This window comes from Nocardia amamiensis NBRC 102102, assembly GCF_001612745.1.
Lineage (GTDB): Bacteria > Actinomycetota > Actinomycetes > Mycobacteriales > Mycobacteriaceae > Nocardia > Nocardia amamiensis.
This window is the reverse complement of record NZ_BDBA01000238.1, coordinates 1-15,478: the sequence shown is the minus strand read 5'-3', so window position 1 is coordinate 15,478 and position 15,478 is coordinate 1. Positions and strand designations below refer to the sequence as shown.

Annotated in this window: 16 protein-coding genes; 10 read left to right on the top strand and 6 right to left on the bottom strand. The window is 69.2% G+C overall.

What is annotated here, in order from left to right; genetic code table 11:
* The 3 genes from NA4_RS32840 to NA4_RS32830 all read left to right on the top strand — a co-directional run.
* On the top strand, nucleotides 1–788 hold a 788-nt coding region (locus NA4_RS32840), incomplete at its 5' end, for a tobH protein (RefSeq protein ID WP_067479109.1).
* Nucleotides 788–2,008, top strand: coding sequence for a mannose-6-phosphate isomerase, class I (gene manA / locus NA4_RS32835; RefSeq protein ID WP_067479105.1), 1,221 nt, complete (start codon nucleotides 788–790; stop codon nucleotides 2,006–2,008). The genes NA4_RS32840 and manA, both read left to right, overlap by 1 nt.
* A 57-nt stretch (nucleotides 2,009–2,065) precedes the next feature.
* Nucleotides 2,066–2,992 (top strand): cation diffusion facilitator family transporter, encoded by a 927-nt coding sequence (locus NA4_RS32830; protein ID WP_067479103.1) that lies wholly within the window; start codon nucleotides 2,066–2,068, stop codon nucleotides 2,990–2,992.
* Between the two features lie 78 nt (nucleotides 2,993–3,070).
* On the opposite strand, the gene NA4_RS32825 is transcribed toward NA4_RS32830, so the two are convergent.
* Complete coding sequence (locus tag NA4_RS32825; RefSeq protein WP_067479100.1) at nucleotides 3,071–4,540, bottom strand: phytoene desaturase family protein; 1,470 nt, start codon at nucleotides 4,538–4,540, stop codon at nucleotides 3,071–3,073.
* A gap of 83 nt (nucleotides 4,541–4,623) precedes the next feature.
* On the opposite strand from NA4_RS32825, the gene NA4_RS41710 reads away from it, so the two are divergent.
* Together NA4_RS41710 and NA4_RS32815 are read left to right on the top strand one after the other, a co-directional pair.
* Nucleotides 4,624–4,854, top strand: coding sequence for a ribbon-helix-helix domain-containing protein (locus NA4_RS41710; RefSeq protein WP_067479099.1), 231 nt, complete (start codon nucleotides 4,624–4,626; stop codon nucleotides 4,852–4,854).
* Complete coding sequence (locus tag NA4_RS32815; protein ID WP_067479097.1) at nucleotides 4,851–5,294, top strand: PIN domain-containing protein; 444 nt, start codon at nucleotides 4,851–4,853, stop codon at nucleotides 5,292–5,294. The genes NA4_RS41710 and NA4_RS32815 overlap by 4 nt, the downstream gene beginning before the upstream one ends.
* Nucleotides 5,295–5,391: 97 nt before the next feature.
* Here NA4_RS32815 and NA4_RS32810 read toward each other — a convergent pair whose 3' ends face one another.
* A complete protein-coding gene (locus tag NA4_RS32810) occupies nucleotides 5,392–5,982 on the bottom strand; it encodes a TetR/AcrR family transcriptional regulator (RefSeq protein ID WP_067479095.1) in 591 nt (196 codons plus the stop codon).
* Between the two features lie 108 nt (nucleotides 5,983–6,090).
* Between NA4_RS32810 and NA4_RS32805 the strand changes: the two genes are divergently transcribed.
* Both NA4_RS32805 and NA4_RS32800 read left to right on the top strand, forming a co-directional pair.
* Nucleotides 6,091–6,504 carry a DUF4267 domain-containing protein gene (locus tag NA4_RS32805; RefSeq protein ID WP_067479093.1) on the top strand — a complete coding sequence of 138 codons (414 nt, stop codon included), beginning with the start codon at nucleotides 6,091–6,093 and terminating at the stop codon, nucleotides 6,502–6,504.
* A 149-nt stretch (nucleotides 6,505–6,653) separates the two neighbouring features.
* Complete coding sequence (locus NA4_RS32800; RefSeq protein ID WP_067479091.1) at nucleotides 6,654–6,869, top strand: DUF4287 domain-containing protein; 216 nt, start codon at nucleotides 6,654–6,656, stop codon at nucleotides 6,867–6,869.
* Nucleotides 6,870–6,990: 121 nt separating this feature from the next.
* Here the strand turns inward: NA4_RS32800 and NA4_RS32795 are convergent, their stop codons facing one another.
* Complete coding sequence (locus NA4_RS32795) at nucleotides 6,991–8,355, bottom strand: cation:dicarboxylate symporter family transporter (protein ID WP_067479088.1); 1,365 nt, start codon at nucleotides 8,353–8,355, stop codon at nucleotides 6,991–6,993.
* Between the two features lie 185 nt (nucleotides 8,356–8,540).
* On the opposite strand from NA4_RS32795, the gene NA4_RS32790 reads away from it, so the two are divergent.
* The gene (locus NA4_RS32790; RefSeq protein ID WP_067479107.1) at nucleotides 8,541–10,064 is read left to right on the top strand and encodes an ATP-binding protein; all 1,524 of its coding nucleotides are present in this window, start codon (nucleotides 8,541–8,543) and stop codon (nucleotides 10,062–10,064) included.
* Nucleotides 10,061–10,762, top strand: a complete 702-nt coding sequence (locus tag NA4_RS32785) for a response regulator (protein ID WP_067479086.1) — start codon at nucleotides 10,061–10,063, stop codon at nucleotides 10,760–10,762. The genes NA4_RS32790 and NA4_RS32785 overlap by 4 nt, the downstream gene beginning before the upstream one ends.
* On the opposite strand, the gene NA4_RS32780 is transcribed toward NA4_RS32785, so the two are convergent.
* From NA4_RS32780 to NA4_RS32770, 3 genes are all read right to left on the bottom strand, one after another.
* Nucleotides 10,763–12,070 carry a cytochrome P450 gene (locus tag NA4_RS32780; protein WP_067479084.1) on the bottom strand — a complete coding sequence of 436 codons (1,308 nt, stop codon included), beginning with the start codon at nucleotides 12,068–12,070 and terminating at the stop codon, nucleotides 10,763–10,765. It lies immediately after the preceding gene.
* Between the two features lie 116 nt (nucleotides 12,071–12,186).
* Nucleotides 12,187–12,909, bottom strand: coding sequence for a TIGR03089 family protein (locus NA4_RS32775; RefSeq protein WP_067479082.1), 723 nt, complete (start codon nucleotides 12,907–12,909; stop codon nucleotides 12,187–12,189).
* A gap of 3 nt (nucleotides 12,910–12,912) precedes the next feature.
* Entirely contained in the window at nucleotides 12,913–14,334 is a 1,422-nt protein-coding gene (locus NA4_RS32770; protein ID WP_067479080.1) for an LCP family protein, read from the bottom strand.
* Nucleotides 14,335–14,577: 243 nt separating this feature from the next.
* Here NA4_RS32770 and rfbD point away from each other — a divergent pair, with 243 nt between their 5' ends.
* Nucleotides 14,578–15,447 carry a dTDP-4-dehydrorhamnose reductase gene (gene rfbD / locus NA4_RS32765; protein ID WP_067479078.1) on the top strand — a complete coding sequence of 290 codons (870 nt, stop codon included), beginning with the start codon at nucleotides 14,578–14,580 and terminating at the stop codon, nucleotides 15,445–15,447.
* Nucleotides 15,448–15,478 lie beyond the last annotated feature (31 nt).

The following is a 15,478-nucleotide window of genomic DNA, read 5'->3' as shown; positions in this document are numbered from 1 at the left end:
TGCGTGCCGCGGCGGCCGGTCGAGCCGCCGTGCTGGAGCCGAGGGTGCAGGTGCTCGGGCACAACCGTCTGCTGCGCTTCCTGGCCGCCGGGATCGCGGTACTGCGGGCGGTCGACCCGGTGCGCACCGGCGTTGCCGTCCCCGAACTCGCCGAGCTGGCCGACGTGCTGGACGCGGAGGCGCTGCGCGACAGTCCGCACAACGAGGTCTTCCACAATCCCGCCAAGACGCTGGCCGCGCGGATGCAGCAGCGCGGCATCGTGCTGGCGGGCGATTCACCGGCCGCCGCCGAATTGGCCGAGCACGGCGCCGAGGTGCTGCTGCAGTCCGCGGGCAAGGTCGCCACCGCGGTGGACCTGGCCGAGGCCGTCGCGGCCAGGGCCACGATGACCGAGGCCGCAGGCGAATCCGCGCCCGGTTTCGATCCGCTGTTCCACGACGAGGAGCTCGACGGACCCGCTCCGGTGGAACGCATCCGGGTGTTCGTGCTCAGCGCCGATCGCGATCGCGCCGCCGCGCGCCGCCGCATCGCGGTGTTCGGCGGCGAGTCGAATCTGGTGGACGCCGACCTGGTGAACGCCGACGTCGACCTACTGCATACCGAGATGACCGACCCCACCGCGCCAGGACCCACCCGCGCCGAGGAGTCCGCGCCCGGACAGGGCACCGAACTCGAACAGCTCGCCGTACTGGCACTGCGACTGGAGATGGCCGCCGCCTACCTGCGGCTGATCGGCTCGCGCGCCGTCGCGGCCGAGGGCCAGGGGCAGTTCGGGGGAAGCTACTAGTGCACGAACTCGTTGGTGCGCTCCGTTCGTATGCCTGGGGATCGCGCACCGCGCTCGCTCAGCTGTGCGGCAGGCCGGTGCCGTCCGCCCATCCGGAGGCGGAACTGTGGTTCGGCGCCCACCCCGCCGACCCCGCGTATGTGCGGCTCGACGACCGCACCACCTCGCTGCTGGAGCTCGTCGCCGAAGACCCGGATCGGGAATTGGGCGCGGCCGCCGCGGAATTCGGCGGCAAGCTGCCGTTCCTGCTGAAGATCCTGGCGGCCGAGGAACCGCTGTCCTTGCAGGCGCATCCGAGCATGGCGCAGGCCAAGGCGGGGTTCGACAAGGAGAACCGGGCCAAGGTGCCGTTGGACTCGCCGCTGCGCAACTACCGCGACGAGAACCACAAGCCCGAGTTGATCGTCGCGCTGGATCGCTTCGAGGCGCTGGCCGGTTTCCGGGACCCGCACCGCACGGTCGCGTTGCTCCGCGCGCTGGCCGTTGACTCGCTGAGCTCCTACACCGAACTGCTTGCCGCCCAACCTGATTCGGCTGGCTTGCGGACCTTGTTCACCACCTGGATCACGCTGCCGCACCACGTGCTCGCCACACTGCTGCCCGCGGTGCTGGACGGCTGCGTGCGATACCTGTCCGGCAAGGGCACGCGCGAGTTCACCGCCGAGGCGCGCACCACACTCGAACTCGCCGAGGCCTACCCCGGCGACGCGGGCGTGCTCGCCGCGCTGCTGCTGAACCGGGTCACCCTGCAGCCGGGCCAGGGGTTGTACATGGCGGCCGGGAACCTGCACGCCTACCTGCGCGGGCTCGGCGTGGAGATCATGGCCAACTCCGACAACGTGCTGCGCGGCGGTCTGACCCCGAAGCACGTCGACGTGCCGGAGCTGTTGCGCGTGCTGGACTTCGAGCCGATCAGCCTGCCCGTCGTGCTGCCGGAACCGGCGGGCGACGGGTCGGTGCGCTATCGCACGCCCGCGCCGGAGTTCGCGCTGCGGCGCTTCGACCTCGTCGCGGGCTCGGCGCGGGTACCGCTCACCGCGGCGGGACCGGGCATCGTGCTGTGCACCGCGGGAACGGTGCGCCTGTGGCAGAACGACGCCTCGCTCGAGCTCACCCGCGGCGGCGCGGCCTGGATCTCCGCCGCCGACACCGACATTCGGGCCCAAGCGGTGGACGGCGACGTCCAACTGTTCTGCGCGTGCGTCGGCCCGACCGCCTGAACGGTCCGCCCGTTAGGCTGTTCGCGGATAGCTCGAAGACAGAGAGGACATGCGGCCATGTCGGCTGGCGGTGGCAAGAAGGCGATCATCGCCGCGTTGACGGCGAACGCGGGAATCGCCGCGGCGAAGTTCGTCGGTGCGGCGATCACGGGCTCGGGATCGATGCTCGCCGAGGCCGTGCACTCCGTGGCCGATACCGGCAATCAGGGATTGCTGCTGCTCGGCCAGCAGCGCGCCGCGAAGGAAGCAACCGAGCTGCACCCGTTCGGGTACGCGCGCAACCGCTACTTCTATTCGTTCATCGTGGCGCTGGTGCTGTTCACCCTCGGCTCCGGATACGCCATCTACGAGGGCATCCACAAGATCCAGCATCCAGAGGAGCTGAGCTCGCCGATCGTGGCGATCGTGATCCTGCTGATCGCGATCGGGCTGGAGATCTACAGCTTCATGACGGCGGTCCGCGAATCCAGGCCGCTCAAGGGCGACGCGAGCTGGTGGCGGTTCATCCGCAATTCGCGCAGCCCGGAGCTTCCGGTGGTGCTGCTGGAGGACACCGGCGCGCTGGTCGGCCTGCTGCTGGCGTTGGGGGGTGTCGGCCTGACCATGCTCACCGACGACCCGGTGTGGGACGGTCTCGGCACTCTGGCCATCGGCGCGCTGCTCGGTGTCATCGCCATCGTGCTGATCGTGGAGATGCAGAGCCTGCTGATCGGCGAGGGCGCCACGCCCGACGAGAACCGGCTGATCCACGCGAACCTGGTCGACGACACCCGCATCGATCGGGTGATCCACCTCAAGACCCAGTATCTCGGTCCGGAGGAGCTGCTCGTGGCGGCGAAGGTCGGCGTGGTCCCCGGCCTGGACGTCGCCGCTATCGCGACCGCGATCGATGACGCCGAGTCCCGCGTCCGCGCGGCGGTGCCCGCGGCGCGCGTCATCTACCTCGAACCCGACCTGTACCGCACCGAGCCCGCCAAGAGCTAGGTCCCGTCGGTTCCGCGCACAGCATGAGGCTGTGCGCGGAACCGGGACGCCGTAGCCACCGGCCTGGTCTGCGAGAGCTCAGTGGGGCTGAGCGGCAGAGGTGCGCAGGAGGTCGAGAGGGTCGGTGTGGATGGCGAAGCGGTCGCGTAGGGCGTGGCGTGCGGCATGCAGGCCGTTCATGCCGTGCACGCCCGGCCCGGGCGGGGTGGCCGAGGAGCACAGGTAGACGCCGGGAATCGAAGTGGCGTAGGGATTCCAGCGCGGAGCCGGGCGGAATGCGAACTGACGCAGGGTCATCGCACCCGCGGAGATGTCGCCGCCGATGTAGTTGGCGTTGTGGGTGGGCATTTCGGCCGCGGTGCGGACGTTCTTGGCCACGATCAGGTCGCGGAAACCCGGTGCGAAGCGCTCGACCTGGGCGATCACGTCCGCGCTGATATCGCGGGTGGAGCCGTTCGGCACGTGGGCGTAGGTGTAGAAGGTGTGGCCGCCAGCGGGCGCACGGGTGGAGTCGACCACGCCGGGCTGGATGGACAGCACGTAGGGGCGTTCGGCATGTCGTCCCATGGCCACGGCGTGCTCGGCCGCCATGGCTTCGGCGCGGGTACCGATCACGTGCACCGTTCCGGCCAGCGCACAGCCTTCGGCCTGCCACGGCACCGGACCGGAAAGGGCGAAGTCGATCTTGCAGGCCGCGCCGCCGTAGCGGAAGCGCCGCAGTCGCTTCGCATAGCGTGCGGGCAACCGATACTCCGCGATGCGCAGCAGTTCGGCCGGGGAGATGTCGAGCAGGATCGCACGGGCGTCGGCGAACTCGTCCAGTGCGTCGACCCGGTGCCCGGTGTGCACCCGGCCGCCGAGACGTTCCAGCTCGGCGATCAACGCGTCCGGTATCGCCTGGCTGCCGCCGCGCGGAAGAACCCAGCCCCCGGCATGGGCCAGGGTGGCCAGCATCAGCCCGGCCCCAGCGGCCGTGATCGCGCGCGGTGGGATGATGGCGTGGGTGGCGACGCCGGTCAGCAGGGCTGGCGCGACTTCGTCGCGAAACCTGATGTCCCACAGCGGTGATCCCTGCTCGAGCACGCGCAGGCCGAAGCGGACCGCGGTCGCGAGCCCGGATGGCACCCGGCGCAGATCCGACATCCCGACATCGACCACGTCCGGCCAGTTCCGCACCAGCGGCGCGAGCAATCTGCGCCAGGCCAACCCGTCGCGACCGAGGTCATCCACTGTCCGCCCCAGATCCCGCCACGCCAGCCCCGCCACGCCGCCGTCGAGCGGGTGCGCGTAGGACACCTCCGGGGCGAGCAGTTCGACACCGTGCGCGGCCAGATCGAACGCGCGGAACACCGGTGACGCCAACGCCATCGGATGCGCGCCCGCGCACACGTCGTGCCGGTAGCCGGGCAGCGTCAGCTCGGCCGTCCGCGACCCACCCCCTGGCGTCGCCTCGGCCTCGTAGACCTCCACCTCCAGCCCCGCCCTGGCCAGGATCACCGCGGCGGTGAGCCCGTTCGGCCCGGAGCCGACCACCACCACATCAGCCATACCCCTACGCTACCGGCCGACCATCATCGGGACGCGCGGCCGACACCGCAATTCGTCGATACCCTACGTGTTACCCTATGTCCATGAAGTCGAAGACGAGCGTATATCTCGAAGCGGAGCAAGCGTCCCGTCTGAAGCGGGCCGCGGAGGCTTCCGGCCGATCCGAGGCCGACCTTATCCGGGAAGGCATCGATCTCGTCCTGCTGCGGACACCGCGCACTCCACGCACGCGTCCATGGCCGATGTTCGACTCCGGCGATCCGGAATTCGCCGCTCGGGCAGACACACTGCTCAACGACGCCTACGAACCGTGAGCTTCTTCATCGCCGACACGTCGGCGATCATCGCGGCTTACGACAGCGCGGCGCCGCAAGGCGCGCGTGTCCGCGAGCTGCTCGCGACGTCCGTCGCGGTCGTCTCACCACTGGTCCTCGATGAGGTCGACCACCTACTCGTCGCACGCTTCGGCAAAGACCGGCATGTCGCCGATCCTGTACTGAACGACCTCGTCACATCCGCGGAAGAAGGTGCCGCACTGGTTCCGACCGTGGATCACCATGATCTGCGAGTTGCCCAGAAGCTCATCGAGCAGTACCGCGGACTGCGCCTGGATCTCGCTGACGCCGTCAATGTGGTTCTCGCCGAGCGCTATCTGACCAACGCGATATTGACCCTCGACGAGAAGGACTTTCGCGCTGTCAGGCCCTTGACCCCCGTCCACGCCGCGTTTCGACTTCTTATACAAGACAGTTGACTGCGCCCGAAATATCTCGAAATCACGCACCCAGCCATCTTGGTGAGCTGCCGGTCGTAACCGCCGCCGCGATCAAAGTGTCGGCCGGAGCGGTGGATCAGGCGGATGGCGCGCCGACGGCGGCAAGCCATTCCGCGACGAGCAGGGTGAGGCGTTGGTCCCGCAACTCGGCGCGCAGGCGTCCGCCGCGTTCGAGCGTGGCCAGGCCGTGCAGGGTGCTCCAGGCGACCTCGGTGCGTGCGCCGAGGTCGGGATCGTCGACCAAGGGGCGGAACATGGCTTCCAGCGCGGCGAAGCCCTCGCGCAGTGGCAGGGGTGCTTCGAGTCCGAAGGTGAGATCCGTGCTCATCGAGAACATCGCGTCGTAGAGCGCTGGGTTGGCGGCGGCGAATTCCAGGTAGGCCCGCGCGACCCGGCGCAGCCGATCGGCGTCGTCGGTGGCCTCCGCGTGCGCCTGCCGCACGACGGTGGTGAGTTCGGCGAATCCCTGTTCCGCGACTGCCGAGACGATCGCCGACTTGCCCGCGAAATGGCTGTAGAGCACCGGCTGGCTGTATTCGATGCGGTCGGCGAGACGGCGCACGGTCACCGCTTCCCAACCCTGGTCTTCGGCGAGCTCGCGTGCGGTGTCGACGATGCGCTGCTTGCGTTCGGCCCGCTCTCGCTCCTTGCGCGTCTGAGTGGTCATGCCGAAATTCTAGCGCCGCTAGACAAGCTACCAAGGCTCCGCTAGTCTCGCTATATGATCTAGTGACGCTAGATTTTGGAGCAGTGATAAGAAGTCAGGAGCACCGCCATGAACCTCTCCCGTATCGCCACCGTCCTGTCCCTGATCGGCGCCGCGTTCATCCTCTACATCGGGATCAGCTACCTGGTCGCCCCGTACACCATCGCCCCCGGCTTCGGGCTTCCCGCCTGGCCGGACGGTGACGCGGCGGCGTTCATGAACCTGAAGGGCGTGCGGGACACCGTCTTCGGCGTGCTGATCCTGGTGCTGCTCGGCCTCCGGCAGCGGTACGCGCTTGGCATCGTGACCCTGGTCGTCGCGCTGGTGCCGATCGGCGACATGCTCACCGTGCTCAGCTGGAACGGTTCCGCCGCCGCGGCATTCGGCATCCACGGCCTCACCGCCGCGCTGGTCGCGCTCACCGGTGCGCTGCTGATCCGCGAGCACGGCCTGCGCAACCGTCGCACGGCCGCGCTGGCGTGACACGTCGCCACCACCGGCCACCGAATCCTGCCGCAGTCCAGCGGATCAGGCCGCGAGGTGATCCGCGACATATGCGCTGACGCGGCGATGAGTTGCCGGAGCTCGCCCCGTCATAACCACCGAACGCACGACGAGCAAGGAGATCGACCATGGCGACCAAGCCGCACGGCCCCGCGTCCTACTTCCCCTCCATCGAGGCCAAGTACGGCCGCACCATCGACGAGTGGAAGGCCGCCATGCGCGCCACCGGGCTGACCTCGCACAAGGAACTCGTCGAGTGGCTGAAGACCGAGCACGGGTTCGGGCACGGCCACGCCAGCGCGATCACCCAGCACCACCTCCACCCGGAGAAGTGGGCGGCCTGACCGGCACGAAGGGCCCGCAGATCTTGCGGGCCCTTCGTCGTGCACCGGTGCGTCTAGACGGCTGCCTCGCCTTCGCTCGGCCCGGCGCAGGCTGCGGACGGATTTCGTCCGGTAGCGCCCGTCATGCCTTGACCAGATCTATGGCTTCGGGCTCCTGGGCGAGCGGTGCGCCGGGCGTCCCGTGGTCGTCGTCGACCATGGTGCGCTCATCGAAGGGCAGCTTGCGATCGAGCACCGCGCGGACCTGGTCCGCGTCGAGGGTCTTGGTCCAGGTGCCGATCAGCACCGTGGCGACCGCGTTGCCGGAGAAGTTGGTCAGCGCGCGCGCCTCGGACATGAAGCGGTCGATGCCGACGATCACGCCGACGCCGTCGAGGAGGTCGGGCCGGTGGCTCTGCAATCCGCCCGCCAGCGTGGCCAGGCCGGCCCCGGTGACGCCCGCCGCCCCCTTGGACGCGACGATCATGAACAGCAGCAGGCCCACCTGCTCGCCGACGGACAGCGGCTTGCCCATCGCCTCGGCGATGAACAGCGACGCCATGGTCAGGTAGATGGCGGTGCCGTCCAGGTTGAACGAATACCCGGTCGGCACGACGACGCCCACCGTGGTGCGCTCGACGCCCAAGTGATCCATCTTCGCGATCAAACGCGGCAGCGCTGATTCCGAGGACGACGTCGCGACGATCAGCAGGTACTCCCGCGCCAGATAGCGAACCAGCTTGAGGATCGACACCCGCGAGACGGCCCACAGCAGCACGCCCAGCACACCGAACACGAAGACCAGGCAGGTCAAGTAGAACGCGATCATCAGCGTGCCCAGCTTCACCACAGCGTCCAGGCCGGTCTTGCCGACCACGTTGGCGATCGCGCCGAAGGCACCGACCGGCGCCAGCCACAGGATCATCACCAGGATCCGGAACACCAGCTTCTGCAGCAGCGCCACCCCGCGCACGATCGGCTCGCCCGCCGTGCCCATGGCCTGCACCGCGAAACCGACCAGCAGCGCGACGAACAGCGCCTGCAGGACGTTGCCCGCGGTGAGCGAGGACAGCAGCGTGGAGGGGACGATGTTCTGGATGAAGTCCCAGGTGCCGCCCGCGCTGTGCGCCTTGTCGGCCAGATCGTGACCGGCTTTGGTGGACTTGGCGATATTCAGCCCGGTGCCCGGTTGCAGCAGATTGCCGACGACCAGGCCGATCCCGAGCGCGATGGTCGACATGGCCAGGAAGTAGCCGATCGCCAGGCCACCGACCTTGCCGACCGTGGCGGCGGCGCGCACCGAGCCGATCCCGAGCACGATGGTGCAGAAGATGACGGGGGCGATCATCATCTTGATGAGATTGACGAAGATGGTGCCCAGCGGAGCGAACGACTGCGCGACGCCGGGCGCCAGCCAGCCGACCAGTACGCCTGCGATCACCGCCACGATGACGGCCAGGTACAGCCAATGGGTGCGGTCGTGCCGCGTTCTAGTCGAGTCGCTCATGGCGAGGATTTCCCTTCGAGAGGTACCGAAGTGAGGTGGCTCACGCCCCCCAGGCAGAATGATGGTCGGCCGGGTGACTCCGGTCACTGTTTGGTGCATTACTTTCAGTGGAGGAAGAGCTTGTGAGACTCAGGCGGCTCTCCCTCGCCGGTCAGGCCTTCGTCTTCCAGTTGGTCGTGCTAGCGATGATGGTCGCGATCGCGGCGGTGCTCGCGGTGCTGGACGCCAGGCGCGACAGCGACGTCATCACCACCCGCGAGGTCACCGACGTCGCGGTGACCGTGGCCGATTCGCCCTTCACCATCGAAGCCGTCGGCACGCCCGATCCGGCGGCGCTGCTGCAGCCGGTGACCGAGGAGATCCGGCGCGAGACCGGCATGGACTTCATCGTGGTCATGGCGCCGGACCGGACCCGCTACACGCACACCAACCCAGCGATGATCGGACTGCCGTTCAGCGGCACCATCGATCGCGCCCTGGCGGGCGAGACCTTCACCGAGACCTACACCGGCAGCCTCGGTCCCTCCATCCGAGCCGTCACTCCGGTCCACGACGACGGCAGGATCGTCGCTCTGGTCGCCGTGGGGGTGACCCGCGCGAAGATCGGCGACCAGGTCGCCACCCAGTTGCCGGTGATCCTCGGCGTTGCGGGCGCGGGGTTGCTGGTCGCGGCGATCGGATCGTTCCTGCTCAGCCGCAGGCTGCGGCGGCAGACCCACGGCCTCGCGCCCGACGAACTGCGCGTGATGTACGAACACCACGACGCCGTGCTGCACTCGGTCCGCGAGGGACTGATGGTGTTCGGACCGTCCGGCGAGAACGCCGAGGTGGTCAACGACGAGGCGCGCCGCCTGCTCGACCTGCCCGCGGGCGCGGTGCGGCGCATCGACCTCCCGCTGTCGCTACAGCGGATGAGCACGGGCACCGTGCGCGACGAGATGCATGTGACCACCGATCGGATTCTGCTGGTCAACCAGGACACCGTGGAGTGGGAGGGCCGCCAGATCGGCACCGTGATGACGATTCGCGACCACACCGAATTGCAGGCGGTGATGGGCGAACTCGATTCCGTGCGCAGCTTCGCGGAGTCGTTGCAGGCGCAGGCGCACGAGTCCGCGAACCGGCTGCACACGGTGGTCACCATGGTCGAACTCGGCCGCCACCAGGAAGCCGTCGACTTCGCCACCTCGGAGCTGCAGATGTCCCAGGCGCTGATCGACCGGCTGTTCGCGGCGGTCGGCGCGCCCGCACTCGCCGCGCTGCTGCTCGGCAAGGTGAACCAGGCCGCCGAACGCGGCATCGAGCTGACCATCACCGATGACACCGCCCTGGATTCGGTGGACCCGCTGTCGCCGCACGAAACCGTCACACTGGTCGGCAATCTCGTCGACAACGCGATCGACGCCGCGGCGGACAGCCCGTCCGGGTGGGTGGAGGTCACGTTGCGACATCAGAAGGTGGACGCGGCTGCCGGGGCGGCCAATGGCGCGTCCATGCTGGTCGTCCGGGTCGCCGACAGCGGGCCCGGTATGTCGGCGGAGATGTTCGGGCGCGCGTCGCAACGAGGCTATTCGACCAAAGCCCACCATCACGGGCTCGGTCTCGCACTGGTCCACCGGCTGGTGGCCCGCCACGGCGGAACAATCCGCACCCAACGGGATCCCGAAAGCGCGGTGACCGTGACGATTCCACGAAAGGGAGCACGATGATCCGTGTGCTGATCGTCGAGGACGAGCCGCTGATCGCCGAAGCGCACCGCGCCTACGTGGAGCGCATCGCCGGATTCACGCCCGTCGGCGTCGCCCATACCGGACGCGAGGCGATGCGCGCGGCGGCCGATGCCGCTGCCGAGGGCACTCCGATCGACCTGGTGCTGATGGACATCGGGCTGCCGGACGCCAGCGGCCTGGACGTGGCCGCCGCGCTGACCGGGCTGGCGCCGCGCCCGGACGTCATCGCGATCACCTCCGCGCGGGATCTCGCCTTGGTGCGCACCGCCGTGTCGCACGGCGTCGTGCTGTATCTGCTGAAGCCGTTCACGTTCGCCGCGTTCCGCGACAAGCTGGAGCGCTACCGCGAGTTCCGCACCGCGCTGCCCGCGGGCGAGAGCGCCATCTCGCAGCACGACATCGACCGGGCGTTAAGCGCGTTGCGCACTCCCGACCAGCGCGCCGCCACCCCCAAGGGCGTCGCGCCGCAGACGCTGGACGAGATCTCCCGTGCGGTGCGCGCCGCCGAGAACGAGGGCGTCACGGCCGCGGACACCGCGACCGCGATCGGGGTCTCCCGCATCACCGCCTGGCGCTATCTGGAGAAACTGGCCGACGACGGCCTGGTGATCCGGCGCTCGGACTACGGCAGAGCAGGTCGTCCGAAGACCCGCTACGTCTGGAAGAGCGCAGGCTGATCAGACCGCCGACGGTTCGGGCGCCTGCGCACGGCGGCCGAGCTGGACCGGCATCCGCTCATAGCCGTGCAGCGTGAACAGGTTGCGCCGCATCGGCACACCATCCAGGCGCAAGTCGGGGAACCGCTCGAACAGCGCCCGCAGCGCGTAGCCGCCCTCCATCCTGGCCAGGCTGGCGCCGAGGCAGGCGTGCACGCCGCTGCTGAAGGACAGGTGGTCCTTGGCGTTGTCGCGCCCGACGTCGAACCGTCCGGGATCGGCGAAGACCGCCGGGTCGTAGTTGGCGCCCGCCAGCGACAGCACCACCGTGTTGCCCGCGCGCACCAGGACGCCGTCGAGTTCCACGTCGGTCAACGCGGTCCGCGCGGTGGTGTGCACCGGCGAGTCGAAGCGCAGGATCTCCTCGACGGCGTTCGGCCACAGCTCGGGCTCGGCACGCAGCCGCTCCAGCTGGTCGGGGTGGGCCAGCAGCTGTGCGACGCCGTTGCCGATCAGGTTGACCGTCGTCTCGAAGCCGGCGCCCATGAGCAGGCTCGCGGTGGCCTTCAGCGCGACGGAGTCCAGCTCGCCCGCGGTGACCAGACTGCTGAGGATGTCCTCGCCCGGCTCACGGCGCAGCCGTTCGATGTGCCGGTCCAGGTAGTCGTTCATCACCTCCATGGCCAGCAGGGCCTTGCGATACGCGCGCCATGGGATGCCGATGTCCAGCAACGGCGTCATCTGATCGCCCCAGTGCAGGAACCTCGCCTTGTCCTCGTCGGGGAAGCCGAGCATCTCGGAGATGATCGCGATCGGCACCTGGGAGGCGTACGACTCGATCAGATCGGCCGGCCCGCCCGCGGGCAGCGCGTTCAGCAGCTCCTCGGTGACCGTCTCGACGCGGTCGCGCAGCCTGCGGACGGCGCGCGGGGTGAATGCCGAAGCGACCGGCTTGCGCATCCGGGTGTGCTCCGGCGGATCGATCACCAGCATCGACGGCGGTTCGACCGGGTTCGCCGGCAGCGGGAACCGCTCGGCAAGCTTCTGCAGCGGTTTGGGGATGTTGAAGCTCTCCGTGGTGCGTACCCCGAAGCGGGTGTCGCGCAGGATGGAGCGGCTCAGCTCGTAGTCGAAGGTGGCCCACGCGATCGAGGTCCGCTGCAGCCTGCCTCGCCCCCGCAACTGCTCGATCAGCGAGTAAGGGTCATCGCTGCCGGTGGGCCCGGCCATCAACTCGGCGAACGGGTCGCCACGGCGGGCCTGAAAGCGCAGCGCGAGGCGAGGCGCGCCCTGCACCGACAACCAGCGGAACCAATACTGTGGCTTCATAGTTCAACCCCGTCGTTGTGCTATCCACTCCACCGTACGGAAGTCCGCCAACTAGTGGAACGTCCTATGGTCGGATCGGCGCCTATACCGCGGTAGGAGCCGCCGCGGATGTCGAGTCACAGGCGCTGTGCGGTCACCCGTTCCGAAGCGATGCGCCGGTCGCGCAGCGCCGGATCGGGGTTGACCACCTGCACCAGCGAGGCGCCCGCGGCAAGCACCGCGACGTAGCCGTCGATGAGCTCGGCGGGGGTGTCCCACGGCGTGCTGGACAGCACCCGATCGCCCTCGGCGAAGCCTTGCCGCAGCGCCGATTTTCGTGCCTCGGCGAGTACCTCGGCGACCGGCATGCCCTCCAGGGCGACACCGGCGCCGCGGGGCAGGAACTGGTCGCCGTGCACGCGCACGGAGGTGGCGAAATCGGTGATGCCCACCGGCAGATCACGCACCGGGGCGCCCATGGCGTCCAGCGACAGGGCCGCTACCTCACCGGCGCCGTCGGTGTCGTCGAGGCGATCGGGCGTCGCCAAGGCCAAGTCGGCGTCCTCGTCGGGGTGCAGCACCACTTCGGTGCCCGCCCACCAGCAGCCGAGCAGCACCGCGGCGGTCTGCCAATGCGCGGGCAGCAGCACGGCGACCCGGGCGCCCTGGCTCAGACCGAATTCGTCGCGAATCAGGTTGGCGGTTTTGGCCGCCCAGTTCGCCAGGGTCAGGCCGGACAGTTCGATCCGCGCGCCGGTCGCGTCGTCGTAATAGGTGACGCGCGGGCCCGCGGGCTCGCGGGCGAGGATCGGATCGAGTATCGCTTCGGTGAGTGTGTGTGTCTGGTCGATGTCACGCATGGTTCAGTTCACGCATTTCGGTCCGTTCTGGCCTGCATCGATCGGAGGGGCGGGTGGGACGGGTGTTGCGGAGGTCGACGTTCCGGAGAAGTCGAACACCCGCCCGGCCGCCGAGCCCGGACCAGAATAGTCGCTCGCCAGCACGACGCTCACCGAATCCGGCGACAGCGCCGGATCCGCGAGGATCGGCAGCCCGCCCAGCGCCGTGGCCACCGCCTTGGCCTTCCGGCTCGACGGGTCCGCGGCGAGCACCCGGCTGCCGGTCACCCGTTCACCGGTGTAGTTGGACACCGTGCCTTGGCGGAAGCCCTTGGCGCTCAGCGCCTGCGCCACCTCCGCCGCGAGTCCGCCGACGCCGCCCGCGTTGTAGACGTCGACGGTCACCGCCGCCGGGTCGCTGCCATCGGTCGTCCGCGCGGGTGCCACCGCGCCGACCAGCGAGGCGATGTAGGTCTTGACCGCCTTGGGCTCGATCTTGACCACGGACTCGCCGTTGCTGGTCTCGCCGTTGAGGTCGGCGACCGGAATGGTCTCGAAGGTCACCTGCCCACCGGAGAGATCCTTCAACTGCTGGAGGAAGTCGAGCACATCCCAGCCTTCATCCACCACGATCGTCCGTCCCACCGCGTCGCTGAGCTTGTGCAATGTGCCCGGACTGCCGAGCGTCTTCGCGCTGAGCACCTGCTGGACCAACTGCGCCATGAACACCTGCTGGCGCACGATCCGGTCGATGTCGCCGCGCTGCAGATTGTGACGCTGGCGCACGAAGCTCAGCGCCCGCGACCCGTCCAGGCGCTGACGGCCCGCCGGGAAATCGGCGCCGGACATCCATTCCTCGACCGGGTTTCGCAGGCACACTTCGACACCGCCGACCGCGTCGGTGAGCAGCACGAAGCCGAGCAGGCTCACCTCGGCGTAGTGGTCGACGGTGAGCCCGGTCAGGGTGGCCACGGTCTTGATCAGCGCCTGCCTGCCCGCCTGGGTGGACTGCCGCTCGGCGTCGGTCTCCGAGACGCCCTGCTCGGTCAGCTTCACGTATTGGGCCGCCTTGGTCACGCCGTAGGCCGAGTTGATCTTGCCCATGCCGAGGCCGGGAATGTCGACGTAGGAGTCGCGCGGAATGGAGATCGCGGTGGCCGAGCGCCCGTCGTTCGGCACGCGCAGCAGCACGATGGTGTCGGTGTTGGTGCCGGACTCGTCGCCCGCGTGCAGGATGGCGAGCTCGTGATCGGACAGCGGATTGCCGTGCGCGTCGGTCCGGCTGTCCACGCCGACCAACAAGATGTCCACCGCGCCGTCGCGGCCGCCGCCGAGCCCGAGGTCACCGATGCGCTCGATGTTGGCGACCAGCGCATCGACGCTGCGCCAGGCGAATCCGGTGAGCACGAGCACGAGGACGGCGGCGGCCGCGGCGAGCGAGCGCAACGGTCCGAACGACTGCGTGCTGGGCTGGGGCGGCCCCGACGACACCGATGTGCCCCTCCGCTGCGACAACTCTGCATCCTCTCGCCGAAACTGGGTTCATGGCGACGTGTGCGCAATCGCTCCGCCACCTATGCTTCCCGCCCGCCCCGCCCGGTTCCGGGATCCCCCAGACGCCTCGAGCTAACGAACGGTTACTGCGAAGGACCTCAACCGCGAGTGCGGCGGCATGCCAGACTTGCGCCCGTGACCGACCTCACCGCGCCCGACCCCACCGTATCCGCACGCCTCGTCGTTACGGGAGCACACGGGCAGGTGGGCCGCGAACTGCTGCGTCTCGCGCCTGCCGCCCACGGCTACGGGCGCGCCGAACTCGACATCACCGACCCCGCCGCCGTGCGCGCGGTACTCACACCCGGCGACGTGGTGCTGAACTGCGCCGCCTACACCGCTGTCGACCGGGCCGAAACCGAGACCGAGGCAGCGTACGCGGGTAACGCGAGCGGACCGGCCGTGCTCGCCGAGGCCTGCGCGGCGCTCGGGGCACGGCTGATCCATCTGTCCACCGACTATGTCTTTCCAGGTACCCACCAGCGGCCGATTGACACCACCGATCCGACCGGCCCCGCGTCGGTCTACGGAAAATCCAAACTCGCCGGCGAACAGGCGGTGCTGGCCGGGTGCCCGAACGCGCACGTGGTGCGCACCGCATGGGTATACACCGGGCGCGGCGGCGATTTCGTCGCGACGATGCTGCGGCTGGAACAGGAACGCGACACCGTCGACGTGGTGGACGACGAAATCGGCTCACCCACCTATGCCGCCGATCTGGCCGCCGCACTACTGGAGCTGGCGGGCCGGCCGGATGCGCCGCGAATCCTGCACGCCACCAACGCGGGCCAGGCCAGCCGGTTCGAACTCGCCCGCGCGGTGTTCGCCGGAATCGGCGCCGACCCGGAGCGGGTCCGGCCCTGTGACTCGTCCGCGTTTCCCAGACCCGCACGGCGCCCGGCGTATTCGGTGCTGTCGTCGCGTGCCTGGGACAACGCGGGGCTGACTCCCCTGCGCGCTTGGCGGACGGCACTGGGCGACGCGCTGGCGCACCGGTCCGGCTAGGGTTGGCGTTCATGAGCGAGCGCAGCGAGCG

Bases quoted from the DNA above. Each gene is read 5' to 3' on its own strand.
- NA4_RS32805 (WP_067479093.1), top strand. From the start codon at position 6,091: ATGAACCTCTCCCGTATCGCCACCGTCCTGTCCCTGATCGGCGCCGCG.
- NA4_RS32810 (WP_067479095.1), bottom strand. From the start codon at position 5,982: ATGACCACTCAGACGCGCAAGGAGCGAGAGCGGGCCGAACGCAAGCAG.
- NA4_RS32780 (WP_067479084.1), bottom strand. From the start codon at position 12,070: ATGAAGCCACAGTATTGGTTCCGCTGGTTGTCGGTGCAGGGCGCGCCT.
- NA4_RS32785 (WP_067479086.1), top strand. From the start codon at position 10,061: ATGATCCGTGTGCTGATCGTCGAGGACGAGCCGCTGATCGCCGAAGCG.
- NA4_RS32795 (WP_067479088.1), bottom strand. From the start codon at position 8,355: ATGAGCGACTCGACTAGAACGCGGCACGACCGCACCCATTGGCTGTAC.
- NA4_RS32825 (WP_067479100.1), bottom strand. From the start codon at position 4,540: ATGGCTGATGTGGTGGTGGTCGGCTCCGGGCCGAACGGGCTCACCGCC.
- NA4_RS32830 (WP_067479103.1), top strand. From the start codon at position 2,066: ATGTCGGCTGGCGGTGGCAAGAAGGCGATCATCGCCGCGTTGACGGCG.
- NA4_RS32775 (WP_067479082.1), bottom strand. From the start codon at position 12,909: ATGCGTGACATCGACCAGACACACACACTCACCGAAGCGATACTCGAT.
- NA4_RS32790 (WP_067479107.1), top strand. From the start codon at position 8,541: ATGATGGTCGCGATCGCGGCGGTGCTCGCGGTGCTGGACGCCAGGCGC.
- NA4_RS41710 (WP_067479099.1), top strand. From the start codon at position 4,624: ATGAAGTCGAAGACGAGCGTATATCTCGAAGCGGAGCAAGCGTCCCGT.
- NA4_RS32800 (WP_067479091.1), top strand. From the start codon at position 6,654: ATGGCGACCAAGCCGCACGGCCCCGCGTCCTACTTCCCCTCCATCGAG.